This is a genomic window from Rhodovulum sp. PH10, assembly GCF_000293785.1.
Classification (GTDB): domain Bacteria; phylum Pseudomonadota; class Alphaproteobacteria; order Rhizobiales; family Xanthobacteraceae; genus Rhodoplanes.
Genome location: NZ_AKZI01000009.1, coordinates 1 through 23,665 on the forward strand (window position 1 = coordinate 1; position 23,665 = coordinate 23,665).

Consider the following 23,665-nt stretch of genomic DNA (forward strand, 5'->3'; position numbering starts at 1 on the left):
ATCACGGATCCGAGCCGAGCCAAATCAAATCCGTGAATGCCGTAGCCCCACCGGGGAGAGGTGGCGGCCGTGCCGCCATCGATGGTCCGAACTAATCACTCGGAAGCCGTATTACATCCCGAAGGCGACGCGGGGATCGTTGGCGCGCTTGAGGTTCCGGTAACGGGCCATCGCCCACAGCGGGAAGAACTTTCGGTAGCCGTGGTAGCGCAGGTAGAACACCCGCGGGAAACCCGTCGCGGAGAAGCGTTCCTCGTCCCAAAGGCCGTCGGCGTTCTGGGTGCGGCCGAGCCAGGCGACGCCACGATCGACCGCCGGCGCGTCGACGCGGCCCGCCGCCATCAGCCCGAGCAGCGCCCAGGCGGTCTGCGACGCCGTGCTCGGCGCCGGCTCGTAGCCCTGGTATTCGAGCTTGTAGCTGGTGCCGTCCTCGCCCCAGCCGCCGTCCGGGTTCTGGATCGCGATCAGCCACTCGGCCGCCTTGGCGACCGCCGGATCGTCCGCCTCGAGCCCGGCGGCGTTGAGCGCACACAGCACCGACCAGGTGCCGTAAATGTAGTTCATCCCCCAGCGGCCGTACCAGCTGCCGTCGGCGAGCTGGGTCTCGCGCAGATAAGCGAGCGCCCGGCGCAGCGGCTCGCTGGTCTCCGGCATCTCGCCGAGCTGCGCCAGCAGCGAGACGACGCGCGCGGCCACGTCCTCGGTCGGCGGATCGAGCAGCGCGCCGTGGTCGGAGAACGGGATGTTGTTGAGGTAGGAGTAGGTGTTGTCGGCGTCGAACGCGGCAAATCCGCCGTTCTCGCTCTGCAGCCCGACCACCCATTCGCGCGCCCGGTCGATCGCCTCGTCGGGCCGTGCCTGCGGGTTCTTCCGGTAGGCGCGGTCGAGCGCCATCGCCACCACGGCGGTGTCGTCGAGGTCGGGATAATGCGCATTGGCATACTGGAACGCCCAGCCGCCCGGCCGCACGTCGGGCTTGGTCTCGGCCCAGTCGCCCTTCAGGTCGAGCACCTGCAGCGGCATCAGCCAGTCGAGCCCCTTGCGGGCGCGCGCGGCGGCCCGGTCGTCGCCGGTCTCGAGCAGCGCGTGACAGGTCAGCGCGGTGTCCCACACCGGCGAGACGCAGGGCTGGCAATAGGCCTCGTCGTCCTTCACCACGAGGAGCTTGTCGATCGCCTTGCGGGCCACCGCGCGCTCCGGATGATCGGGCGGAAAGCCGAGCACGTCGTACATCATCACGACGTTCGCCATCGGCGGATAGATTGCGCCGAGCCCGTCCTCGCCGTTGAGCCGCTCCTCGCAGAAGGCGACCGCCTTCTCGATCGCGCGCTTGCGCGGCCAGCGCGGCATGAAGGGCTCGATTCCCCGCAGCACCGCATCGATGCCGCGAAACAGGAAGAACCACGAGCGCTTCTGGTGCGGCGCGCGGGCGCGCGGACCGACCGTCTGCGGGTTTTCGTGAAACAGCTCGTCGATCGTCACGCCGCGCGGATTCTTCGCCCGCGGCTTGAGCGTCTGCAGCACCAAAAGCGGCACGATGGTGGTGCGCGCCCAATAGGAGATCTTCCACAGCGTGAAGGGCGACCAGCGCGGCAGCAGCATGATCTCCACCGGCATCACCGGCACCGCGGTCCACGGGATCTGGCCGTAGAGCGCGAGCTGGATGCGGGTGAAGACGTTGACCTGCGAGGCGCCGCCGTGCGCCAGGATCGCCTCGCGGGCACGCCGCATGTGCGGGGCGTCGGGATCGTCGCCGATCATCTTGAGCGCGAAATAGCCCTTCACGCTCGCCGAGATGTCGAAGTCGCCGTCGTGGAACAGCGGCCAGCCGCCGTGCGCGCCCTGGATGCGGCGCAGATACACGCCGATCTTGCGCTCGAGCTCGAGGTCGGGCGTCTCGCCGAGATGATGGACGAGCAGCACGTATTCGGAGGGGATGGTGCAGTCGGCCTCCAGCTCGAACACCCAGTGGCCGTCCGGCTGCTGATAGGACAACAGCGCCTCGGTCGCCTTGCCGATCTTCGCCTCGAGATCGGCGAGCAGGCGGTATCCGGTCTCCTGCGCAGGGGTCTCGATCACGGCATCGGTCATCGGCTCACTTCCTTCGGTCGGTCGTCGTACGGGCGGCGGGCGGACGAAACGCAAACGGCTCACAAAACCGATCGACGCGGCTGAAAAAGGGCAGCCGCCGCATTGCCGGAGCGGATCGCCCCCTCGATGGTCGCCGGCAAGCCGGTCGCGGTCCAATCGCCGGCGAGCGCGAGATTCTGCCAGCGGGTCGCCGCGGCGGGCCGGCGTGCGTCCTCCTCGGGCGTCGCGGCAAAGGTCGCGCGGCGCTCGCGGACGATCTGCCACGGCGGCAGCGGGCCGTCGAGGCCGGTCGCCCGGCACACCTCGCGCCACACGATCTCCGCGAGCAACTCACGAGGCTCGCGCATGAAGCGGTCGGCATTGCTGGTTGTCACCGACACGCGGTCGGCGAACCGAAAAATCCATTCGGCGGCGCCGCCGATCACGCCGAGAAGCGGCGGCATGCCGGCGGGCGGCCTCACCCGAAAATGAGTGTTGAGAATCGAGCGATGGGTTTGCGGCACCGAAATCTCCGGCACCAGCACGGCGGCGATCCAGGCCGGCACCGCGAGGATCACCGCGTCGTCGGCGGCGAGATCGATGCGGTCGGCGCCGAACACGAGCGCCGCCACCCGGTCGCCGACGAGTTCGAGCCGGCGCAGCTCGTGGGTGAAGTTCACCGTCGCGCCCTGGCCGCGCAGCCAGTCGACTGCGGGCTCCACGAACACCGAGCCGAGCCCGCCGACGGCGATCCGCGGCCGGCACGCCTCCCCGCCCTTGCCGAGCGTCTCGCGCACGATCGCCGCGGCGAGCGCCGCCGAGGCGACCGGCGGATCGGTGTTGAGGGCGGCGACCAGGAGCGGCGCGAGCAGGCGGTCGTAGAGCGGGCCCTCGCAGGCGATCACCTCGCCGATCGGCCGATCGCCGGCGAACAGGAGCCTTGCCAGCCCCAGATAGTCGGCGGGCCGGGTGCCGGGCACGCGCGAGGCGGAATCGAGAATCCACCACGGCAGCCGGCCGTCGTTGATCCGCACCGTCCAGCGCTCGCCGGTCGCGAGGTCGTGGAAGGGAAACGCCGCCTCGGCCGGCCCGGTCAGGCGGTCGGCGGCGCCGATCGTCTCGGCATAAGCGAGCGCATCGCGGTTGCCGGACAGCAGCAGATGGTTGCCGTTGTCGATATGGAGGCCGGTCGCGCGGTCGTGATACGAGCGGCAGCGTCCGCCGGCGTGCCCGGTCGCCTCGTGCACGACGACGGCCCGGCCCGCCTGCGACAGGCGCACCGCGGCGGCGAGGCCGGCGAGGCCGGCCCCGACGATGTGCACGGTGCCGGCCATCAGACGAACCCGTACTGCAGCACGATCAGCAGGAGGTTCAGCTTGTTGTGGCGCACCGGCTCGCGCGGGGCTGCGAAGCCGCGCACCACCAGCTCGTCGAGCAGCGCGCGATAGACTTTGCCCATGATGCGCGGCGCCCGCACCATCCAGCGCGGGCAGCGGTCCATGATCGCGTCGGCCGCCTCGAAATGCTCGCGGGCGCGATCGATCAACCGGCCGCAGACGACGCCGAGCGCCGGATGCGCCACCACCCCCTTCGGCTCGGTCGTCTCGATGCCGGCCTCGCGCAGCATCTCGACCGGCAGATAGAGCCGGCCGTTGCCGGCGTCCTCGTCGAGATCGCGCAAGATGTTGATGATCTGCAGCGCGCGGCCGAGATGGTGGGCGAGCGGCGGGCCGTCGACGTCGTCCATCCCGAACACGCGCACCGAGAGGCGGCCGACCGCGCTCGCCACCCGGTCGCAATAGAGGTCGAAGGTTGTCAGGTCGGGCGCGCGGATGTCGGCGGCCGCGTCCATCTCCATCCCCTCGATGATGGCGATGAAGTCCTCCTTGCGCAGCCCGAACTCGGCGATCGCGGTGGCGAGCCCGCGATGCTCGGGGGCGACCTCGCCGGCATAGAGCCGGTCGAGATCGGCACGCCAGCGGGCGAGCCCGGCGATCCGCTCCTCGCGGGGAGCCGGCGAGTCGGCGATGTCGTCGACGTGGCGGCAGAAGGAATAGACCTCGAACATGCCGTCGCGGCGCGCCCGCGGCAGCATCCGCATCGCGAAATAGAACGAGCTGCCGGCGGCGCGTTGCGACGCGTCCTGTGGCGGCTCCTGCTCCTCGGTGGCGGCGGCGAGTTGGGTCATCGGGGTTCGATCATGGACGAGGACGCTGAAAATCCGCTTACCGGCCGGCGGCGGCGGGCCGGGCGAACGGCGCCCGCACGAGGCGAAACGCGAGCGCCTTGACGATGCCGAGCGAGCCTAGCGCAGCGACCTCGGCCTTGCCCAGATGCACGCGCTCGCTCAACGGGTCGCGGGCCTGCAGCATCCGCACCAGCCGCTCGGCGAGCGCCTGGATCACGGCGACCTCGAGGGCGAGGCGGTGGTCGCGGATCTGCCCGGCAAAGACGCGGCTGGCGGCGAGCAGCGTTTCGGTCCGTCGGGCGAGATCGTGAATGCAGGCCGTCAGCGCCGGGGTGGCACGCGACGCGCCGAGATCCTCCACACGAGCGCCGTGCGAGAAAAACATCTCCTGCGGGATGTAGACGCGATCGAGCCCGGCAAAATCCTTCGCGCAGTCCTGCAGGTGGTTGATGATTTGCAGCGCCGCGCAGAGCTGGTCGTTGGCCGCCCAGGTGGCGGGGCTTTCGCCGTGCACGTCGAGGACGTAGCGGCCGACCGGCATCGCCGAGTAGCGGCAATAGTCGATCAGGTCGTCGAACGTCTCGTAGCGGCGCTTGGTGACGTCGAGCCGGAAGGCGGTGAGGAGGTCGCGGGCGTGGCGGGACGACAGCCCGCGCTCGGCCAGCACGGCGGCGAGCGCAACGCCTTGCGGCTCCGACGCGCTCTCGCCCAAAAGGCTCGCCTCGAGGCGATCGAGGAAGGCGAGCTTGTCGGCGTCCGGCAGGCTCGGATGGTCGGCGATGTCGTCGGCGACCCGCACGAACTCGTAGAAGGCGAGGATCGCCGGCCGGTGGCGCGGATGCACCAGCCGCGAGGCGACCGGGAAATTCTCGTCGTGCGCACCCTTGCCGGAGCGCAGCGTCTCGGCGGCGGCCGTCATCGGCGCCCCCGGACCGCGCGGCGCCCGCGGCTGAGGAAGGCCGGACGGAACGACCGGCGAGCGGAACGGCGAAACGGGATCATGAGGCGACCACACGGGGCCCTGTTGAACGAAAAGCGTCCGTCGATCGACCGCGGCGGACCGGGGAGCGGGCAACCCCTCGGCATGGTCTCGGCATAGCGCGCGGGCGGGCGGTTTCGCAATGTTCGAGTGGCGCGAGCCTCGTGCGGTTCAAAGCACGCCGTGACGCGGCGGTCAACGCGGGGTCCGGTCGCAGCGCCACCGTGCGACGGGTGTACGAACGCCGCCGTGTCGGATAATCTGCGGCCGCGACGAACGGCCCTTCGGAGCGCTGGTCTCCTTTTTCCTTCGGAGTCCGAGCCGATCCGGCACGACCGGTCGCCGCGACCGGGATTTTGGTGGGGACCCGGTCGCCCCGGCCGACCCCACGGATCGTGCCGGGGAGCCACGCCAGCGGACAGGTTCGGTCAGCAGCGTTCCGACTTCGGTCGGCTCCGGCGCACGGGCGCCCGGAGGCTGCCATTGCGGGGAGAGTCGACGTGTTGGGCATGACGAAAGAGGCGGCCGAGCGCGCGGACGCCGACGCCCGGTTCCCGAAGGAGCTCGATCGTGTCGCGACCGATATGGAAGCGCTGCTCGACCGGCTGCTCGGCGCCGATGCGCTGCCCGGCGAGCGCACCCGTCCGGCGCGGGTGCTCGAGGCGATGCGTTACGCGAGCCTCGCCGGCGGCAAGCGCATCCGCCCGTATTTGGCGGTCGCCTCGGCAGAAATGTTCGGCGGGCCGCGCGAGCGGGCGCTGATGGTCGGCGCCGCGGTCGAGGTGGTGCACTGCTACTCGCTGGTGCACGACGATTTGCCCTCGATGGACAACGACGAGCTTCGCCGCGGCCGGCCGACCACCCACAAGCAGTACGACGAGGCGACCGCCATTCTCGCCGGCGACGCGCTGCTCACTTATGCCTTCGACATTCTGGGCCGCACCGACACGCATCCCGACCCGGCGGTGCGGATCGACCTCGTGCTGGCGCTCGCCCGCGCCTCCGGGCTCGGCGGCATGGTCGGCGGGCAGATGCTCGACCTCGCCGCCGAAGGGCGCTTCGCCGAGGGCGTGCCGCAGCCGCTCGACCGCGCCGCCACCGAGACGATGGAGTCGATGAAGACCGGGGCGCTGCTGAAATTCTCCTGCGTCGGCGGGGCGATCGTCGCCGAGGCCGACCAGGCGGCGCGCGCCGCGCTCGCCCGCTACGGCACCGCGATCGGCAAGGCGTTCCAGGTCGCGGACGATTTGCTCGACGCGCTGGGCGATCCCGAGACGGTCGGCAAGGCCACCGGCAAGGACGCCGCCGCCCACAAGGCGACGCTGGTGCGGATCATGGGGGTGGAGGGCGCCCGAAAAGCGCTCGCCGATCTGGTGGCGGAGGCCGAGGCCGCCGTCGCCCCGTTCGGTCCCCGCGCCGACATGCTGCGCGCCGCCGCCCGCTTCATCGCCGACCGGACGCACTGACGCGCACACCCCGACGCCCGTCGCACGTACTCGTAGGGCGGAACAGCGCAGCGTATTCCGCGCCCTTCACCTCTCCCCGCTCGCGGGGAGAGGTCGGCGAGCGAAGCTCGCCGGGTGAGGGGGCTTTTCGAAAAGATCGAGACGCACCGGCCCCTCACCCCCACCCTCTCCCCGCTTCGCGGGGCGAGGGAGCGTTGCGCCGTGCCTCCCGCACATTGCTCACGAACCTCCGGGAACGAACCCTGCGCAACCCGTCTATGGCGACGCCGACGATCGGATTTGTGCGATCGGCTCGCTGCGCGCCAAGCGATCCTCGATCACCAGCCGGATGGCATCCTCGGCCATCGCCAAGGCCTCGGCCTCGTCGTCGCCGTAGCTGACGATCTCCGGCAGCGCCGGAACCCGAACGGTGAAGCCCCCGTCGGGCTCCGGCTCGAGCACGACGGCATAGGTGTGCGACGTCGACATGTCCTCGTCCTCTCGGCGGGCAGACCGGCGCAGATTAGCCTGTCGCGCCCAGACCAGAACAGCCCCGCGCCGTACGTTCGGGTGGCGGCACGGTGCCGTAGGGCCGTAGGGCGGAACAGCGCAGCGTGTTCCGCCTCTGCACCCTCCGCCGTTCACCCTCCGCCGCTCACCCTCCGTGCCGCGTCGAGGACGAGGGAGACCAGCGCCCCCGGTAACGCCCCGCCCGACGCCGGCGATTCCGCAGTGCCGTCGTGTTTTCTTTACGCAGGCACCGCCCCCTGCCCTAATTTTGAGCATGTTCGGGATTTGAGCATTGTCAAGGACCCGCGCAGGTTGATGGTTCATTTCACTCCGAGATGAAACCTTCGGATGAAACGTCACCCGTCCCGGTTCGTCGCCGGCCGGGCACGAGAGCTTTCGTCCCCCAACCTGGCAGGCGTGCTGCATGCCGAGCGCATCGGAATCACGCGGGTTCGAGATCGTCGACCGCAAGGACTTCTCTGACGTCACCTATCTGCTCGAGGTCCGCCATCCGCTGATGGCCAGGGCCGCCAAGCCCGGCCAGTTCGTGATCGTGATGCTGCACGAGCACGGCGAGCGCATCCCGCTCACCATCGCGGATTTCGACCGCGAGAAGGGCACCATCACGCTGGTGATCCAGGCGGTCGGCAAGACCACCCGCGAGATGCAGCAGGCCTGCAAGGTCGGCACGCATCTGCTCGCGCTCACCGGCCCGATGGGCGAGCCGAGCCACATCGGCAAGAGCCGCAAGGTGGTGTGCGTCGGCGGCGGCCTCGGCGTCGCGCCGGTCTATCCGCAGGCCCGCGCCCACAAGCAGGGCGGCGCCTACGTGATCGGCGTGGTCGGCTTCCGCAACAAGGACCTCGTCTTCTGGGAGGACAAGTTCCGCGCCTGCTGCGACGAGCTGATCATCTGCACCGACGACGGCTCGGCCGGCATCAAGGGCAATGTCACGACCGGCCTGAAGCAGGCGATCGAGCAGCACGCCGACATCGACGAGGTGGTGGCGATCGGCCCGCCGATCATGATGAAGGCGTGCGCCGAGACCACCCGCCCGCACGGCCTGAAGACGATGGTGTCGCTCAACCCGATCATGGTCGACGGCACCGGCATGTGCGGCGGCTGCCGGGTGAAGATCGGCGACGACGTCAAGTTCGCCTGCGTCGACGGGCCCGACTTCGACGGCCATCTGGTCGATTTCGACGACCTGATGGTGCGGCTGAAGCGGTTCTCCACCGAGGAGAGGGCGGCGTTCGAGCGCTGGAGCGAGAGCTGCCGCGGGCGCACCGCGGCGGCGCTGGTCGAAGCGGCGGAACCGGCCGTGGCGGCGAAATAGCGAGGCGACGAACATGGCCAAGAAAGCACGCAAGACCATCAAGACCATTCCGAAGGAGCGCGCGGTCGTCCGCGAGCAGGACCCGCAGGTCCGCAACCGCAACTTCGAGGAGGTCACCTTCTGCTTCGACGTCGAGCAGGCGCTGCTCGAGACCTCGCGCTGCATCGAGTGCCCCAAGCCCGGCTGCGTGAAGGGCTGCCCGGTCGGCGTCGACATCCGCGGCTTCATCGAGAAGGTGTCGGCCGGCGACATCCGCGGCGCCTACGATATCATCACCGAGACGAACCTTTTGCCGGCGGTGTGCGGGCGCGTCTGCCCGCAGGAGCACCAGTGCGAAGGCTCGTGCGTGATCGGAAAATCGCTGCCGCCGGTGGCGATCGGCCGGCTCGAGCGGTTCGTCGGCGACACCGCGATCGCCAATGGCTGGAGCAACATCCCCTATATCGAGCCGTCGGGCTTCAAGGTCGGCATCGTCGGCTCCGGCCCGGCCGGCATGGCGTGCGCCGCCGACATGGCGAAGGCGGGCTGCGACGTCACCGTCTACGAGGCGTTCCACGTGCCGGGCGGCGTGCTGCGCTACGGCATCCCGGACTTCCGGCTGCCGAACTCCGTCATCGACGCCGAGATCGCCAATCTCGAGAAGCTCGGCGTGAAATTCGAGTGCAACGTGCTGGTCGGCCGACTGTTCACCATCGAGCAGATGGTCGAGGAGATGGGCTTCGACGCCGTGTTCATCGGCACCGGCGCCGGCTACCCGACCTTCCCCGGCATTCCGGGTGACAACCTCAACGGCGTTCTGTCGGCCAACGAGCTGCTCACCCGCTGCAACATGATGCGGGCGAAGGAGGAGGGCTTCGACACCCCGCTGCCGCGCGGCGCCCGGGTGGCGGTGATCGGCGCCGGCAACACCGCGATGGACGCCCTGCGCGTCTCCAAGCGTCTCGGCGCCGCCGAGGTGCGCTGCATCTATCGCCGCTCGCGGGCCGAAGCGCCGGCGCGCCTCGAGGAGGTGCACCACGCCGAGGAGGAGGGCGTCGAGTTCCACTGGCTCACCGCGCCGGTCGCCGTGCTCGACGACGGCAAGGGCGGCGTGCGCGGCCTGCGCTGCCAGCGCATGGAGCTCGGCGAGCCCGACGCCTCCGGCCGCCGCCGGCCGGTCCCGGTCGAGGGCAGCGAGTACGACTACGAGTGCGACCTGGTGGTGGTCGCGATCGGCACCAACGCCAACCCGATCATCGGCCAGACCTCGAAGATCGCCCTCGACAAGCGCGGCTACATCGCCACCGACGACGACCTCGCGACCTCGCTGCCCGGCGTTTATGCCGGCGGCGACATCGTGACGGGCGCCGCCACCGTGATCAAGGCGATGGGCGCCGGCCGCAAGGCGGCGCGGGCGATGAAGCGCCATCTCGGCCTGCGCGACACCGACACGGTCTATCGACCGGACGCGCCGGTCTCCGCCACCCTGTTCGGCCTCGATCCCGACGAGAAGAACGTCGTGCGGGTGCGGGCGAGCTGATTTTTCTGTCGGCGACCGCCGCCGGGCTCGGGCCTGCGGCGGCCGCACGCCGTTCGTTTGGAGGTCCGCCGGCGAGGCGAGACGTTTGTGCCATGGATGCCGAAACCAAGAACCAGCTCGATTTCCCCGTGGTCGGCCGCACCGCCGCCAACACCCCGGCGATGCCGCAGCGCCCGCTGCGGCCGGCGCTGCTCGCGCCCTATCGCGACCTCACCACGCTGCGATACGACTTTCCGCTGGTGCTGGTGACGGCGGCGACGCCGGACGGCGCCGTGCAGTCGCTGACGGGAATCGTCAACGCGCTGCTCAAGGAGCTCGCCCCGCGCGGCGCGTCGGGCGAGAAGATGCGCCGTCATCTGCTCAGGCTCGAGCAGGAGATCCGCCGCCGCGTCGCCGCCGGCAAGGGCGGCCGGCTCGGAGCGGTGTGGGACGACGTCGCGACCGCCCTTTGCGCGCTCGACGCCGAGATCGGGCAGAGCCTGTCGCCCGCCCGCGCCGCCCTCGCGGTCGACGGCGAGCTCGCCGACTGCGCGGCGGACACCCCGCGCCGCGTGGTCTCCCATCTGTGGCGGATCGCCTGCGCCCAGAAGCGCGCCGCGGTGGTCGCCCGCATCGATGCGCTGAAGGCGGCGCTGTCCGATCTGCTCGCCGCCGGCACGCTGTCGGAGGCTCGCGCGGCCCGCATCCGCACCGTGCTCGAGCATTTGGTGCCGCCCGCCTTCTTCGCCGATGGCGCGGACCCCGCCCCGATCGCCGACGACTGCGCCGCTGCGCGAAAAACCTGCCGGGCGCAGCGCGCGGCGCTGGTCGATCTCGCCCGCGCGATCGCGGTCGGCGAGCTGGAGCGCGACGGCCGCTACGATCCCGCCCTGCACGATGCGGCGATCGCCGGCTGGTCGGACGCCTCGCTCGGTGCCGAGGCGTTGGCGCTCGCCCCCGGCGTGCTCCTGTGCCTCGACGACACCGGCGCTGCCCTGCGCGGCGAGGTGTTGGATCTGCTCGCCGCCGGCCTGCCGGTGAAAATCCTGGTGACGAGCGACGATCTCCTCGGCGCACCGGATGCCGATCCGCCGCTCGGCCTGTCCGCCGCCAAGCTCGGCACCATGGCGGCCGGGCTCGAGGACGCCTTCGTGCTGCAGGCGAGCGCCGCCGCGCTGGTGCGCACCGCGACGCGGATCGGCCGCGGCCTCGCTTACGACGGCCCGGCGCTGGTCGCCGTCTTCACCGGCCGTCCGGCCGCAGCGGCGGACGGCTTGCCGCTCTATCTGCAGGCCGCCGCCGCCGGGCAGGCCCGCCTCTTCCCGACCTTCTGCTACGACCCGTCGGCCGGGCCGGAGCTGGTCGCCCGCTGGTCGGTCGCCGACGACAATCCGCAGGCGGAGCGCGACTGGTCGGTGCATCCCTTCGTCTACGAGAACGGCGGCCAGCGGGTCGCGACCGACCTCGCCTTCACCCCGGCCGACCTGATCGCCTGCGATCCGCGTTTTTCCGATCACGTCCGCTTGGTCGCGGCGGCCGGCTGGAGCGACGCCATGGCCCCGGTCGACGCCGTGCTGAACGAGGCGGCAGGCGCCGACGCCGTGCCGTTCGTGCCGGTGGTCGACGCGACCGACCGCCTCTTCCGGGCGATCCCGAGCAAGGCGGTGATCGCCGCCAGCGCCCGCTGTCGCGACGCCTGGCACGCGCTGCAGGAGATGGGCGGCATCGGCAATTCCTGGGCGGACAAGAAGGTCGCCGAGGAGAAGGAGATCTGGGACGAGGAGCGCCAGATGCTGGTGCTCGCCGCCAAGGCGCACGAGACCGCCGCGAGCTGAGGGGCCGAGCCCCCTCGCCGCCGCAACCGGCGCGGCACGCCGGCGAGACCATCGTCGACACGAGCCATCGAGGCCGCCCCGCCCGGGCGGCCTTTTCTATTCAGCGTCCGGCTATAGCGGCCACCAGCCGTCGGCGCGGCGCTCGAACAGCGGCGACGAGAAGAGATGCACCAAGGGCAAATCGCCGAGCACGGATTTCCATCGCTCGGTTTGCGCCATGATGGTGAGCGCGCCGACCGTCTGCACGCCGAGCCGATCCAAGAGCCGCCGCGCCGCCGCGATGGTGGTGCCACGCGACACCACATCGTCGACGATCACCACCCGCCGGCCGGCGATGCGCGAAACGAGGTTCGGGTCGAGATAGAGCCGCTTGGCCTGGGTCGGCGTGGTCACCGAGGACACGCTTTCGGACAAGGCATCGTCGTACCAGAATTTGCGCGAGTACCCCATCGGCACGAAATGCGGCAGGCCGAGATTCTGGGCGACGCCCGGCGCCACCATCAGGCCGAGCGTCGGCAGCCCCACCACCACCTCGGGTGAGAGATGGCCGGCGCGGCGCGCGAGCTCCCGGCAAAACCAGTCGATCACCGGAAACGCGGCATGGTTGATGATCAGCGACGCCACCGCCCGGTCGCCGTCGCCCGGCAGAACCCGCAACGGCAGCTCGAGCACCCGGTCGTCAGATACCCGCGCCGGGAACCGGTCGGCATAAGGCGGACCCGCAAGGCCCTCCGGTGCCGCAAACACTTGCCAGAATGGTTCCGTGGACATGTTTCCCCGCCGCCCCGCTGCAAAACCGAGCGGGCGTCATAGCCGGGCTTTTGGCAGTGTTCCAGTCGGAGCGATACGCCGGCGTCGCCGGGCGGGCTCACGAGGCTTTGGCCGGTGCGGCGGCAGGCGGAAAGTGCCCTTCGCCGCCGCTTCGCTCGGCGCCCTCTCCCCGCACGGCAGGCACACACAGCTTGCCTCGGGTGTATGCGTCCGTCATGCGCGGGCTCCGACCCGCGCATCCATCCAAATCAAGAAACTTTTTTGTATTCATACCAACGGCGACAGAGTCCGACCTCGTCCTGAGGAGCGCTCCGCAGGAGTGCGTCTCGAAGGGCGAGGCCACGGTGCGGGCCTCATCCTTCGAGACGTCGCCTTCGGCGACCCTCGGGATGAGGTCATAGTCTCCCGCCGCCGGTATCAAATCGATGGATCGCCGGGTCGCGGCCTGCGGCCGGCCCGGCAATGACGGCGGAGTTCTCGGCAGCCTTCGTCGCTCTCACGGAAACGCTTCGGCATTCTGCCCTTCTGCGCATCAGCAGCGCGCGGCGGGAGCGGTGAACCCGCTCCCGAGGCACCACAGCCTACTCCGCCGCGGTGAGGCGGGTCGGCTTGCCGGCCTTCGTTTCGGCCGCGTGGATGTCGGCGATCTTCTGCTCGACGTGCCGCGAGAAGACGTATTCCGCCGGCCGCTGGCTCTCGAGCGAAATCTCCGGCGCCATCTCGCCTTCCGTGCGCACGCCGAACAGCGACAGTTTTGCCAGCTTCAGCGGGTTGGAGAAGGCGGCGTCGGCTGCGGTCGGCTCGTAGCCGCAATGAGCCATGCAGTCGGCGCATTTCTCGTATCGCCCGGTGCCGTAGGAGTCCCAGTCGGTGGTCTCCATCAGCTCCTTGAAGGTTTTGGCGTACCCCTCGCCGACCAGGTAGCACGGCTTCTGCCAGCCGAAGATGTTGCGGGTCGGCATGCCCCACGGCGAGCACAGGAACTCCTGGTTGCCGGCGAGGAAGTCCAGGAACAGGCTCGAATGCATGAACTGCCACTTCTTGCCCTTGCCGAGCGCGAAGACCTTGCGAAAAAGCTCCTTGGTGCGCTTGCGGGCGAGGAAGTGCTGCTGGTCGGGGGCGCGCTCGTAGGCATAGCCGGGCGAGATCGACACGCCGACGCCGAGCTCGGCGGTGAAATCGAGATACTTTGCGATCTCCTCGGCCGAGATGCCCTCGAAGATCGTCGCGTTGACGTTGACGGCAAAGCCCTTGGCCTTGGCCGCCTTTATCGCCGCCACCGCCTTGTCGAACGTGCCGGCCCGGCACACCGAGCGGTCGTGGTGCTCCTTCAGCCCGTCGAGATGGACCGAGAAGAACAGATAGGGCGACGGCTCGAACAGATGCAGCTTCTTCTCGAGGAGCAGCGCATTGGTGCAGAGCGAGACGAACTTCTTCTTCGCCACCAAGCCCTTGACGATCTCGCCGATCTCCTTGTGGACGAGCGGCTCGCCGCCCGGGATGGCGACCATCGGGGCGCCGCACTCGTCGGCCGCGGCGAGGCACTCCTCGACCGACATCCGCTGATCGAGGATCGCGTCCGGGTAATCGATCTTGCCGCAGCCGGCGCAGGCGAGGTTGCAGCGAAACAGCGGCTCCAGCATCAGCACCAGCGGATAGCGCTTGCGCCCCATGAGCTTCTGCTTCGCCACATAGGCGCCGATGCGCATTTCCTTGAAGAACGGTATCGCCATTTGCCTGCTTTCCACTCGCGTGCGGAGCCGCGATCCTCGCGGGTACGGCACAACCTTCGTCAGTTAATCGGTCGGTGCGGCGCGTTCAAGCGTACCGCACCGCAGGAGAACGGACGGGCGGCCGGCGTCGCGTTTCGGCCACCCTGCCACCGGCCTGGTTGACGAAACGCCACCGAAACCGCCCGACCGGCCGGCGCGTTGGGGATTTGCCGGGTTTCGATCAGCCGGTCGACCTTTGGTGAAACGGCGCCCCCCGCCGTCGCATGGCACGTCCGTCGCGGTGCGAGGCTTGCCACCTCAATTCCGGCCCGATTATGAAGGACACGCTTTCCGGCCCTATCGGGCCACCCGCCGTCGGTGCGGTGACGCGGCACGGATCGTTTCGGCCGTCCAAGGCACATGACATACGTTTCGCCTGACCTCTGCGATCATTCATCATGCTCGTCTCCGCGATCGTCCGCACCGTGAGGTTCTGCATCCGGCATGCCCGGATCGTGATCGGGGCCTATGCCCTGATCGCGGTGGTCTGCGGCGTCTTCGCCGCGACGAACTTCGCCATCGACACCGACGTCAACAAGCTGATCTCGCAAAACCTCGACTGGCGGCAGCGCGAGATCGCCTTCGAGAAGGCGTTTCCCGGCCGGTTCGACTCCATCCTGGTGGTGGTCGACGCGCCCTCCCCCGAATTCGCCTCGCTGGCGGCCGACGCGCTGACCGAGCGGCTGCGGCAGAACACCACCGACTTCACCAATGTCGAGCAGCCGGGCGGCGGCCCGTTCTTCGCCCGCAACGGGCTCCTGTTCCTGCCGCTGCCGGAGCTGGAGGCGACCGCCAAGGGCTTGTCGCAGGCCGGGCCGCTGGTGCGCACCCTCGCCTTCGACCCCAGCCTGCGCGGGCTCGTCCAGGCGATGTCGCTGGTCGTCTCGGGCGTCAAGGGCGAGATGGTCCAGCTCGACAGCGTCGCCCCGGCCTTCGACCGGATCTCCGGCACCATCGAGACCGCGCTCGCCGGCAAGCCCGCCGCCTTCTCCTGGCAGGCGCTGATGACCGGCAAGGATCCGACCGCCTCCGACACGCGCCGCTTCGTCGACGTCCGGCCGGTGCTGGACTACTCGTCGCTGCAGCCGGGCGCCGCCGCCGCCGAGGCGATCCGCAGCGCCGCCCGCGACCTCGACCTCGCCGGGAAATACCAGGCGCGGGTGCGCCTCACCGGCCCGATCGCGATGGCCGACGAGGAGTTCTCCACCCTGCAGCACGGCGCGCTGCGCGACGCGGTGATCACCATCCTGGTGGTGCTCGGCATCCTGTGGATGGCGCTGCGCTCGGCCAAGCTGATCCTCGCCGTCTATCTCAACATGTTCGTCGGGCTCGCCATCACCGCCGCCTTCGGCCTGGTGATGGTCGATGCGCTCAACCCGATCTCGGTCGCCTTCGCGGTGCTGTTCATCGGGCTCGGCGTCGATTTCGGCATCCAGTTCGCGGTGCGCTACCGCGCCGAGCGGCACGAGGTCGACGACCTGCGCACCGCGCTGATCGCCACCGCCGGGCGGATCGGCGCGCCCTTGACGCTCGCCGCGACCGCGGTCGCCGCCGCCTTCCTGTCCTTCACGCCGACCGACTATTCCGGCATCTCCGAGCTCGGCAAGATCGCCGGCTTCGGCATGCTGGTCGCGCTGATCAGCAGCGTGACGCTGCTGCCGGCGCTCCTGAAGGTGCTCAATCCGAAAGGCGAGCCGGACGAGATCGGCTATCGCAGCCTCGCCCCGGTCGACCATTTCCTGGAGCGCCACCGCATCGCGGTGGTCGGCGGCACCGCGCTGGTCGCGCTGATCGGCGCGCCGCTCCTCTATTTCCTGACGTTCGACTTCAACCCGATCAACCTGCGCAACAAGAACGTCGAGTCGGTCGCGACGCTGCTCGACCTGCGGGCCGATCCCAATATCGGTGCCAATGCGATCGACGTGCTGCGGCCCGGCATCCCCGCCGCCGAGGAGGCCGCCGCCAGGCTGCGCAGCCTGCCGGAGGTCGGCCGCGCGCTCACCATCACCAGCTTCGTGCCGGAGAACCAGGACCAGAAGCTGCCGCTGATCGAGAGCCTCGCCAAGGTGCTGCTGCCGGCGATGCAGCCCGCGCGCACGCTCGATGCCCCGGACGACCAGGACGACGTCGACGCGCTCCATCGCGGCACCGACATCCTGCAGAAGATCGCCGACGGCCGCCGCGGTCCCGGCGCCGAGGCCGCGCTGCGACTCGCCCGCGATCTCGATGCGCTGGCCGGCGCCTCGCCGGCGGTGCGCGAGAAGGCGGAAGCCGCCTTCATCGTGCCGCTGAAGGCGCAGTTCGCGCAGTGGCAGGAGCTTCTGCAGGCGCAGCCGATCACCCTGCAAACCCTGCCGGCGAGCCTGAAGAACGACTGGGTGACCGCCGACGGCCGGGTCCGCGTCGAGGCGATGCCGAAGGGCGACCCCAACGACACCGAGGTGCTGCGCCGGTTCGCCGACGCCATCGGCGCCGTCTTCCCCGACGCGATCGGCGCGCCGATCTCGATCATCCGCTCGGGCGAGACGGTGGTCTCCGCCTTCGCGCATGCCGGCATCTATGCGCTGGTGTCGATCATGCTGCTTCTGTGGATCGTGCTGAAGCGGTTCGGCGACGTGCTGCTGACGCTGGTGCCGCTGCTGCTGGCCGGCGTGCTGACGCTCGAGATCTGCGTGCTGATCGGCCTGCCGCTCAACTTCGCCAACATCATCGCGCTGCCGCTGCTGCTCGGCGTCGGCGTCGCGTTCAAGATCTATTACATCATGGCGTGGCGCGCCGGGCAGACCGGGCTCCTGCAGTCGAGCCTGACGCGCGCCGTGGTGTGGAGCGCGCTCACCACCGCGACCGCGTTCGGCTCGCTGTGGATGTCGAGCCATCCCGGCACGTCGAGCATGGGCGAGCTGCTCGCGCTGTCGCTGCTCACCACGATGTGCTTCGCGGTGCTGTTCCAGCCGGCCCTGATGGGGCCGCCGCGGGTGATCGCCCAGGAGGCGCCGATCGAGGCCGGGACCGACCCGGTCTCGGCGGAGTGACCGGCGGCGACGGAGATCGACCTCGTCCTGAGGAGCACTCCGCAGGAGTTCGTCTCGAAGGGCGAGGCCACGGTGCGGGACTCATCCTTCGAGACGGCCGCTTCGCGGCCCCTCAGGATGAGGTCATAGTCTTCCGCCGGTGGTGTGACCGGGGACGACCGAGGACCTTCCGAAAACAACCACGAAAAAAGCCCGCGCGAAGCGGGCTTTTTTTATCGTTCGGCGGTCCGGTTCCGCTCGTTCCGGTTCGGGGCGATCCGGTGACGCGACCGGGGCCGGACGGCCGGCCCGCGGTCACCGACCCGACGGGCAAGCGATCAGCGCGCCGGGCGAGCCCCCTTGGCGGCGGTCTTGGGCGGCTCCTCGATCGCGGTGAGCTTTTGGCCGGTCGCCTCCGAGGCGGCGGCGCAGACGTCCTGGGCGGTCTCGAAGCCGGCCGAGGCCGGATTCTCGGCCGCCTCGTCGTCGTCGCCGTCGGTCTTGGCGGCGGCCGGCGGCGCGGCTTGCGCGGCGGACGGCGCCGGCTTGCCCTTGGCCGTCGGCTTGGCACCCTTGGGTGCCGGCGGCGGCGGCTCGACCCGCGTCCAGGTCTGGCCGCCACACAGGAAGCCGAGCACGCAGCCCTCGACGCGGAGCTGATCCGGCTTCGCCAGGCTGATCTTCGCCGAATAGGTGCGGCCGTCGTTCGAATTGTAGATCTCGCCCTCCCACCGCTTGTCGCGGGTCGGCTTCATGCCGAGCAGGATCGGCATGCCGAGCGTCGGCCGGGTCTTCTTCACCGGGTCGGGATTGTGCTCGTCGAGCGCGCCGCTCTTGCGCTCCCAGGACACCAAGCCCCACAGGCGATCGCTGCAGTTCTCGATTCTGATCTTGGCGAGGCCCTCCTCGACCAGCCACTCGCCGACCGGACTGGGATCCTGGGCGACGGCAGGCGTCGCGATCAGGAGAAAGCCGGCCAAAGCGGCGCATCGATTGCGGCCTCGGCGCATCGTCTCGTTCATGGGGCTGCGCTCCAAACGCTGCTGAAGACGGGTCGTCGTTTGCCCGGCATTGACCATGCAAAGTGGTCGAAAGGGTGGCGTTTGCGCGCGTTTTCCGGGCATTCGCCGCTCTCAGCCGGCAAAACCACCGGCGTCGAGAAACGCCTGCTCCTCCGGCGTGGTGACGCGGCCGAGCAGCGGGTTGCGGTGCGGGAACCGGCCGAACCGGCGGATGATCGCCGCATGCACCTCGGCATGATGCACGCCCTCGGCGTCACCCGCCGCCTGGCACAGCGCGACGCAGCGCTCCTGATCGGCCAAATCCTCGGAATGCATGAAGGGCACATAGAAGAACCGCCGCAGCGGGTTGTCGAAGGCGCGGTCGTGCCCGCGGGCGATCGCCCGGTCGGCGACCGCCCGGCCGAGCGGATCGGCATCGAACGCCTTTCGCGAGCCGCGGAAGAGGTTGCGGGGGAACTGGTCGAGCAGCAGCAGGAGCGCGAGCGCGCCGTCCGGCGTCTCCTCCCAGGCGGCGAGCCGGCCGGCGGCGGCGTCCTCGCAGGCTTTTGCGAAGCGGGCTTTTATCGCCGCGTCGACCGCGTCGTCCTTGGCGAACCAGCGGGTCGGCCCGAGCGAGGTCCAGAACGCCACCACGTCGGCGGCGGACACCGGCGAGGGTGCCGCCTCGGAAGCGCGGGTGGCGTCGTCCATCTGGGCGTCCATGCGGGCGTCGATGTGGGCGTCCATCTCGGCCTTTCCCCGCCGGTGGCGGTGGCTCGGTACGTTGGCTCGATGCTGTCGGATCTCGGACGAGCGGATGTTATGCGACGGTTTACCGCCTTCGCAATTCGCAACGGCGTGACGAGCGGCGCCGAGATAAGAGCGCGTCGGCGCAACGCGGACGAGGGGATTCATCGCATGGCCGCGGAAACGATCGGCATCACCGTGACGTCCGACATGCTGCGCACCATCCGCGAGAGCGTCGCGTCCGGCGAGTACGCCTCGGCCGGCGAGGTTTTGCGCGAGGCGCTGCGGCTGTGGCAGCGCGAGCGGCAGGCGCGCGCCGACGAGCTCGAGGCGATCCGTCAAAAAATCCGCCGCGCGGTCGGCGACCCGCCCGCCCCGCAAGAGGTGCCGTGAGACGACGGCCGGGGCCGAGACCGGGGCCGAAGCCGCGGCCGGGACCGCCTCAGCGGTCGATGCCGCCGAACGGCACCAGGGGATTGTCCATCAGCGCGGCGCGGTCGGGCCGGTCGGGCGCAACCGCGGAGAGGAACTGCGCGAACATCTCGCGGATACGGTCGGCCGCGGTGTCCTGGGCGATCACGACGAGCCGCGTGCGGTGATCCTGGTCCGGCCAGGCGGGGAGCCGCGCCGGCGGATGAAACAGGTGCTGCACGCCATGCACGACGAGCGGCCGTTCCGGCTCGTCCTCGAGCTTCACCACGCCCTTGAGGCGCAGAAGCTCCGGCCCGTGCAGCGAGCGCACCAGCTCGAGAAACATGTCGAACGCGGCCGCCGGCAGGGCCTCGTCGGTGGCGAGCGTGAAGGCGCGGATGTGGTCGTCGTGCCGGTTGCGGTCGTGGACGTGGCCTTCATCGTGCCCCTGATCGTGCTCGTCGTCGTGCCGGTGATCCCCGTGCGCGTGATCGTGCCCGTGATGCCCGTGGCCGTGGCCGTGGTCCGCGGCGCCGGCGACCGCCTCCTCGGCGAGCCAGCGGCGGACGTCCACGCTCTTGGTCTCGGGATCGTACAGCCCGCAGTCGAACAAATTCTTCGGGGTCGCCTCGCCTTTGGCGACGTCGAGCCGCCGGGCGCCCGGATTGAGCACCGCCAGCCGGCGGACGAGATCGCGATACGCCTCCTGCCGCTCCGGCCGGTCGACGAGGTCGGTCTTGGAGAGCACCAGCCGGTCCGCCACCGCCGCCTGCTTGATCGCTTCCGGGTGGGCGTCGAGCGTGGCGTTGCCGGTCACCGCGTCGATCACCGTGATCACGCCGTCGAGCCGGAACCGCATCACGAGATAGGGATGCACCATGAGGGTGTGCAGCACCGGCGCCGGATCGGCGAGCCCGGTGGTCTCGATCACCACCCGCGAAAAGGTCACCCGGCCGTTGTCGCGGTCGCGCAGCAACCGTTCCAGCGCGGTCACCAGATCGCCGCGCACCGTGCAGCACAGGCAGCCGGTGGTCAGCATCACCACGCCGTCGTGGATCGGCTCGACCAAGAGGTGATCGAGGCCGATCTCGCCGAACTCGTTGATCAGCACCGCGGTGTCGGCGAGCGCCGGATCGCGCACCAGGCGATTGAGGAGCGTCGTCTTGCCGGCCCCGAGAAAGCCGGTGAGGATGCTGACGGGCAGCGGCGCGACCGGGCCGCGCGGCCGCGGCGGGGTGGTGTCGGTGGTCACGAAAGGTCCTTCGGGGTCATGGCCGGTTCGGGATCATCACCGGTTCGGAATCTCGGCCGGACCGATGGCCCGCCTCGTCTGGCCCGCCTCATTGCGGCCGGGTGGTCGGCCGGGCGGCGTTCGCCACCGCGGGCTTTGTCTCGGGCTTGGCCTCGGGCTTGGTCTGGGCCTTGGACTTGCTCTCGGATTTGGCGCTGGACTTGTGCCTCGTGCCGGATTTCGCCGCGTGGCCGCCGTCGGCCTTCGCCTTGCGGGTCGGCTTGTGGGCGCCCGGCCGCGGCTGCGGCACCGGCACCGCGCCGGCGGTCGGCATGCGGCCCGGCAGCGCCAGCACCCCGGTGCCGGCGGCGGGCTTGGTGCCCTCGATCACCGCGGCGACCGGATCGGGCTTTGCGACGTTCGGCCGGCCGGTCGAGGCGACCGCAGCCTCGGGCTTGGCCGGGCCGACATACACCCGGATCGGCTTGGCGGCGATCATCGGCCCGAGCAGGCTCGACGGCTTGATCTCGAGACCCGCCGGCGCGGCGAACAGCAGCGCCGAGACGCCGTTGCCCTTCTCCTTCATCGCCTCGGCGATCTCCTCGTCGACGTCCTCGGCGGCCGGGCGGCGGCGATGCTTGCCGCACATCTCCTCGCGCAGATCCGGCGGCGCGGCCTCGACCGGCACCAGCTGATCGACCGTCCCTTGCGCCGGCTTCAGCCAGGCGAGGCCGGCATTGGCGAACGAGGTCTCGAACAGATAGGCGGCGCGCGCGGCGCGCGCCTCCGACGAGGGCGCGCCGAACACCACCGCGATCAGGCGGCGATTGTCGCGGGTGGCGGTCGCCACCACGTTGAAGCCGGACGAGCAGATGAAGCCGGTCTTCATCCCGTCGGTGCCGGGATAGCGCACCAAGAGCGAGTTGGTGTTGCGGATCACCCGCTTGCCGATCTTGATCGCCGGGATGTCGAAATAGCCCTGATAATCGGGGAACTCCTTGAGGAGCGCGCGGGCGAGGATCGCCATGTCGCGCGCCGAGGTGACCTGGCGCTCGTCCGGCAGGCCGTTCGGGTTGACCCAGTGCGACTGCGTCATCCCGAGCCGTTGCGAGGCGGCGTTCATCTCCGCGGCGAACGCGTCGATCGAGCCCGAGACGCCTTCCGCCAGCACCACCGCGATGTCGTTGGCCGAGCGCACCAGCATCATCTTCAGCGCGTTGTCGACGGTGAGCTGGGTGCCGGTGCCGAAGCCCATCTTGGTCGGCGGCTCGGCGACCGCGTTGGGCGACACCGTGAGCAGCGTGTCGAAGCCGAGCCTCCCCGCCCGCACCGCCTGCAGCGTCACATAGGTCGTCATCAGCTTGGTGACGGAGGCCGGATACCACGGATAGGTCGCGTTCTCCGCCTGGAGAACCTTTCCGCTGTCGACCTCCACCACCAGCAGCGATTCGCCGGCGGCGCGGGCCTGGCCCGCGGCGAGCAGCAGCACGCCCGCGACGAGCGACAGGGCGGCGAGCGGAGAGAACGCGCGCATCGTTGATCGGCTCCGTTGATCGGCATCGTGCGAGGGTCGCGGGTGCCGCGAGGGTCGCGGGCCGGCGCCCATGGTAAGCGCAACGGGTCCACGAACGCAAAGGCCCCCCGGCTCGCCCCACCCAACACTCCAGGAAAGCGACCGAAGTTCGGCAAGGACCGCGACGCACCGCGCTACCCCCCGAAAAAGCCGAGGAAAAATTCGCGAGGGCGCGCGTTTGCCACCGGAAATCGCTGCACTGCAGCGGGTGAACTGACCTAGATCAAATTTGCCACGGGAAAGATTTGGCACGCTGGGGCAGCCGCTCCCGCATGCGTCGCGGGCTTTCTTTCGATGTCGATCGGGTGCCGAGAGTCGATGCCAAGTGACGGCGGGTTCCGCATGACCAACATTCCGACCGAGCTTTTGCGCACGCTGCTCACCGTCGTGGATCTGCGCAGCTTCACCAAGGCGGCGCAGAAGCTCGGCGTGACGCAGCCGGCCGTGAGTGCCCAGATCAAGCGGCTGCAGTTCCTGCTCGGCTTCGACCTGCTGGACAAGAGCGCCCCCGGCGTCAGCCTGACCGAGAAGGGCGGAACCGTGGTCAACCAGGCCCGCCGCCTGCTCGCCATCAACGACCAGATCGTCGCGCTGGCGCGCACCGCGCGCGGCGGCCGCACCATGCGCTTCGGCCTGCCGGGCGACTTCGTCGGCCTGCCGCTGTGGCAGAGCCTCGCCACCTTCCGCGCCCGCTGGCCGGACGTGCGGCTGCACATGAAGACCGGCTGCAGCTCGATGCTGCTGCACGAGCTCGAGCAGGGCGACCTCGACGTGGTGGTCGGCATGACGGCGCCGCATCCGCACGACATGGCCTGCCACAATTGGCGCGAGGAGCTGGTCTGGGTGCGCGGGCCGATGGCGCCGCTCGACCCGAAGCAGCCGCTGCCGATCGTCAGCCGCGGCGAGAGCTGCCTCTTTCACCGCCACATGGTGGCGGCGCTGGAGGGCGCCGGGCGGCCGTTCGACATCGTGTTCACCGCCGGCCATCTCGACGAGCTGAGCCGCGCGGTCGCCGCCGGGCTCGGCATGACGGCGCTGACCCGCACGCTCGCCGGCGCCTCGCTGATCTACGACGACACCGGCCTGCCCCGCCTCGCCGACGTCGCCTGCAGCATCTGCGCCGGCCCCGAGGCCGACCCGGCGCTGCGCGACGAGCTGATCGCGCTGCTCGCCGAGACGCTGGCGCCCTCGGTGCCGCTCGCGCTGCCGGTCAAGCCGGCCGAGGGCCGCGCCGCCGCCCGTGCCGGCATGCAGTCGGTCGCCTGAGTCTCTCTCCCGGTCCGCCGG

General features: G+C 70.1%; 18 protein-coding genes. 7 read left to right on the plus strand and 11 right to left on the minus strand.

From position 1 onward, the window contains the following. Window positions 1-111: 111 nt before the first annotated feature. The 4 genes from shc to hpnC are packed head-to-tail and all read right to left on the minus strand — an operon-like array spanning window position 112 to window position 5,177. Window positions 112-2,091: a squalene--hopene cyclase gene (gene shc, locus A33M_RS01995; protein ID WP_008382850.1), complete on the minus strand. Its 1,980-nt coding sequence runs from the start codon at window positions 2,089-2,091 to the stop codon at window positions 112-114. Window positions 2,092-2,150: 59 nt separating this feature from the next. After that, window positions 2,151-3,404 (minus strand): hydroxysqualene dehydroxylase HpnE, encoded by a 1,254-nt coding sequence (gene hpnE / locus A33M_RS02000; protein WP_008382852.1) that lies wholly within the window; start codon window positions 3,402-3,404, stop codon window positions 2,151-2,153. Further along, on the minus strand, window positions 3,404-4,258 hold the full coding sequence (hpnD, locus tag A33M_RS02005; RefSeq protein WP_008382854.1) for a presqualene diphosphate synthase HpnD: 855 nt from the start codon (window positions 4,256-4,258) through the stop codon (window positions 3,404-3,406). The genes hpnE and hpnD overlap by 1 nt, the downstream gene beginning before the upstream one ends. A gap of 37 nt (window positions 4,259-4,295) precedes the next feature. Continuing rightward, window positions 4,296-5,177, minus strand: a complete 882-nt coding sequence (gene hpnC, locus A33M_RS02010) for a squalene synthase HpnC (RefSeq protein ID WP_040618935.1) — start codon at window positions 5,175-5,177, stop codon at window positions 4,296-4,298. A 569-nt stretch (window positions 5,178-5,746) separates the two neighbouring features. Between hpnC and A33M_RS02015 the strand changes: the two genes are divergently transcribed. Then, window positions 5,747-6,703, plus strand: a complete 957-nt coding sequence (locus tag A33M_RS02015; protein ID WP_040618936.1) for a polyprenyl synthetase family protein — start codon at window positions 5,747-5,749, stop codon at window positions 6,701-6,703. Between the two features lie 255 nt (window positions 6,704-6,958). Here A33M_RS02015 and A33M_RS02020 read toward each other — a convergent pair whose 3' ends face one another. Then, complete coding sequence (locus A33M_RS02020) at window positions 6,959-7,171, minus strand: type II toxin-antitoxin system HicB family antitoxin (RefSeq protein ID WP_008382861.1); 213 nt, start codon at window positions 7,169-7,171, stop codon at window positions 6,959-6,961. Window positions 7,172-7,616: 445 nt separating this feature from the next. Here A33M_RS02020 and A33M_RS02025 point away from each other — a divergent pair, with 445 nt between their 5' ends. The 3 genes from A33M_RS02025 to A33M_RS02035 all read left to right on the plus strand — a co-directional run bounded on the left by A33M_RS02025 (window position 7,617) and on the right by A33M_RS02035 (window position 11,861). Then, entirely contained in the window at window positions 7,617-8,528 is a 912-nt protein-coding gene (locus A33M_RS02025) for a sulfide/dihydroorotate dehydrogenase-like FAD/NAD-binding protein (RefSeq protein ID WP_008382863.1), read from the plus strand. A 13-nt stretch (window positions 8,529-8,541) separates the two neighbouring features. Further along, window positions 8,542-10,047, plus strand: coding sequence for an NADPH-dependent glutamate synthase (gene gltA, locus A33M_RS02030; RefSeq protein WP_008382865.1), 1,506 nt, complete (start codon window positions 8,542-8,544; stop codon window positions 10,045-10,047). Window positions 10,048-10,139: 92 nt separating this feature from the next. Then, the gene (locus tag A33M_RS02035; RefSeq protein ID WP_008382866.1) at window positions 10,140-11,861 is read left to right on the plus strand and encodes a hypothetical protein; all 1,722 of its coding nucleotides are present in this window, start codon (window positions 10,140-10,142) and stop codon (window positions 11,859-11,861) included. A 111-nt stretch (window positions 11,862-11,972) separates the two neighbouring features. Here the strand turns inward: A33M_RS02035 and A33M_RS02040 are convergent, their stop codons facing one another. Together A33M_RS02040 and hpnH are read right to left on the minus strand one after the other, a co-directional pair. Further along, entirely contained in the window at window positions 11,973-12,632 is a 660-nt protein-coding gene (locus A33M_RS02040) for a phosphoribosyltransferase (protein ID WP_040618937.1), read from the minus strand. Window positions 12,633-13,213: 581 nt separating this feature from the next. After that, entirely contained in the window at window positions 13,214-14,365 is a 1,152-nt protein-coding gene (hpnH, locus tag A33M_RS02045; RefSeq protein ID WP_008382870.1) for an adenosyl-hopene transferase HpnH, read from the minus strand. A gap of 437 nt (window positions 14,366-14,802) precedes the next feature. Between hpnH and A33M_RS02050 the strand changes: the two genes are divergently transcribed. Beyond that, window positions 14,803-17,436: an MMPL family transporter gene (locus A33M_RS02050; protein WP_008382872.1), complete on the plus strand. Its 2,634-nt coding sequence runs from the start codon at window positions 14,803-14,805 to the stop codon at window positions 17,434-17,436. A 317-nt stretch (window positions 17,437-17,753) separates the two neighbouring features. On the opposite strand, the gene A33M_RS22040 is transcribed toward A33M_RS02050, so the two are convergent. Both A33M_RS22040 and A33M_RS02060 read right to left on the minus strand, forming a co-directional pair. Continuing rightward, window positions 17,754-18,437 carry a DUF2147 domain-containing protein gene (locus A33M_RS22040; protein WP_202801761.1) on the minus strand — a complete coding sequence of 228 codons (684 nt, stop codon included), beginning with the start codon at window positions 18,435-18,437 and terminating at the stop codon, window positions 17,754-17,756. A gap of 111 nt (window positions 18,438-18,548) precedes the next feature. Then, the gene (locus A33M_RS02060) at window positions 18,549-19,163 is read right to left on the minus strand and encodes a DUF924 family protein (RefSeq protein ID WP_008382878.1); all 615 of its coding nucleotides are present in this window, start codon (window positions 19,161-19,163) and stop codon (window positions 18,549-18,551) included. 171 nt (window positions 19,164-19,334) lie between these two features. Here A33M_RS02060 and A33M_RS02065 point away from each other — a divergent pair, with 171 nt between their 5' ends. Then, complete coding sequence (locus tag A33M_RS02065) at window positions 19,335-19,556, plus strand: ribbon-helix-helix domain-containing protein (protein WP_008382880.1); 222 nt, start codon at window positions 19,335-19,337, stop codon at window positions 19,554-19,556. Between the two features lie 49 nt (window positions 19,557-19,605). On the opposite strand, the gene A33M_RS25195 is transcribed toward A33M_RS02065, so the two are convergent. Then, on the minus strand, window positions 19,606-20,826 hold the full coding sequence (locus A33M_RS25195) for a CobW family GTP-binding protein (protein ID WP_008382882.1): 1,221 nt from the start codon (window positions 20,824-20,826) through the stop codon (window positions 19,606-19,608). An 88-nt stretch (window positions 20,827-20,914) separates the two neighbouring features. After that, window positions 20,915-22,339: a serine hydrolase gene (locus A33M_RS02075; RefSeq protein ID WP_008382884.1), complete on the minus strand. Its 1,425-nt coding sequence runs from the start codon at window positions 22,337-22,339 to the stop codon at window positions 20,915-20,917. Window positions 22,340-22,720: 381 nt separating this feature from the next. Here A33M_RS02075 and A33M_RS02080 point away from each other — a divergent pair, with 381 nt between their 5' ends. Next, complete coding sequence (locus tag A33M_RS02080) at window positions 22,721-23,644, plus strand: LysR family transcriptional regulator (RefSeq protein ID WP_008382887.1); 924 nt, start codon at window positions 22,721-22,723, stop codon at window positions 23,642-23,644. Window positions 23,645-23,665: the final 21 nt, after the last annotated feature.

Excerpts from the sequence above, each read along its gene's own strand:
- hpnD (WP_008382854.1), bottom strand. The coding sequence starts at position 4,258 with ATGACCCAACTCGCCGCCGCCACCGAGGAGCAGGAGCCGCCACAGGAC.
- A33M_RS02040 (WP_040618937.1), bottom strand. The coding sequence starts at position 12,632 with ATGTCCACGGAACCATTCTGGCAAGTGTTTGCGGCACCGGAGGGCCTT.
- hpnE (WP_008382852.1), bottom strand. The coding sequence starts at position 3,404 with ATGGCCGGCACCGTGCACATCGTCGGGGCCGGCCTCGCCGGCCTCGCC.
- shc (WP_008382850.1), bottom strand. The coding sequence starts at position 2,091 with ATGACCGATGCCGTGATCGAGACCCCTGCGCAGGAGACCGGATACCGC.
- A33M_RS22040 (WP_202801761.1), bottom strand. The coding sequence starts at position 18,437 with ATGAACGAGACGATGCGCCGAGGCCGCAATCGATGCGCCGCTTTGGCC.
- A33M_RS02080 (WP_008382887.1), top strand. The coding sequence starts at position 22,721 with ATGACCAACATTCCGACCGAGCTTTTGCGCACGCTGCTCACCGTCGTG.
- gltA (WP_008382865.1), top strand. The coding sequence starts at position 8,542 with ATGGCCAAGAAAGCACGCAAGACCATCAAGACCATTCCGAAGGAGCGC.
- A33M_RS02050 (WP_008382872.1), top strand. The coding sequence starts at position 14,803 with ATGCTCGTCTCCGCGATCGTCCGCACCGTGAGGTTCTGCATCCGGCAT.
- A33M_RS02015 (WP_040618936.1), top strand. The coding sequence starts at position 5,747 with ATGACGAAAGAGGCGGCCGAGCGCGCGGACGCCGACGCCCGGTTCCCG.
- A33M_RS02035 (WP_008382866.1), top strand. The coding sequence starts at position 10,140 with ATGGATGCCGAAACCAAGAACCAGCTCGATTTCCCCGTGGTCGGCCGC.
- hpnH (WP_008382870.1), bottom strand. The coding sequence starts at position 14,365 with ATGGCGATACCGTTCTTCAAGGAAATGCGCATCGGCGCCTATGTGGCG.
- A33M_RS02065 (WP_008382880.1), top strand. The coding sequence starts at position 19,335 with ATGGCCGCGGAAACGATCGGCATCACCGTGACGTCCGACATGCTGCGC.
- A33M_RS02020 (WP_008382861.1), bottom strand. The coding sequence starts at position 7,171 with ATGTCGACGTCGCACACCTATGCCGTCGTGCTCGAGCCGGAGCCCGAC.
- A33M_RS02060 (WP_008382878.1), bottom strand. The coding sequence starts at position 19,163 with ATGGACGCCCACATCGACGCCCGCATGGACGCCCAGATGGACGACGCC.
- A33M_RS02025 (WP_008382863.1), top strand. The coding sequence starts at position 7,617 with ATGCCGAGCGCATCGGAATCACGCGGGTTCGAGATCGTCGACCGCAAG.
- A33M_RS02075 (WP_008382884.1), bottom strand. The coding sequence starts at position 22,339 with ATGCGCGCGTTCTCTCCGCTCGCCGCCCTGTCGCTCGTCGCGGGCGTG.
- hpnC (WP_040618935.1), bottom strand. The coding sequence starts at position 5,177 with ATGACGGCCGCCGCCGAGACGCTGCGCTCCGGCAAGGGTGCGCACGAC.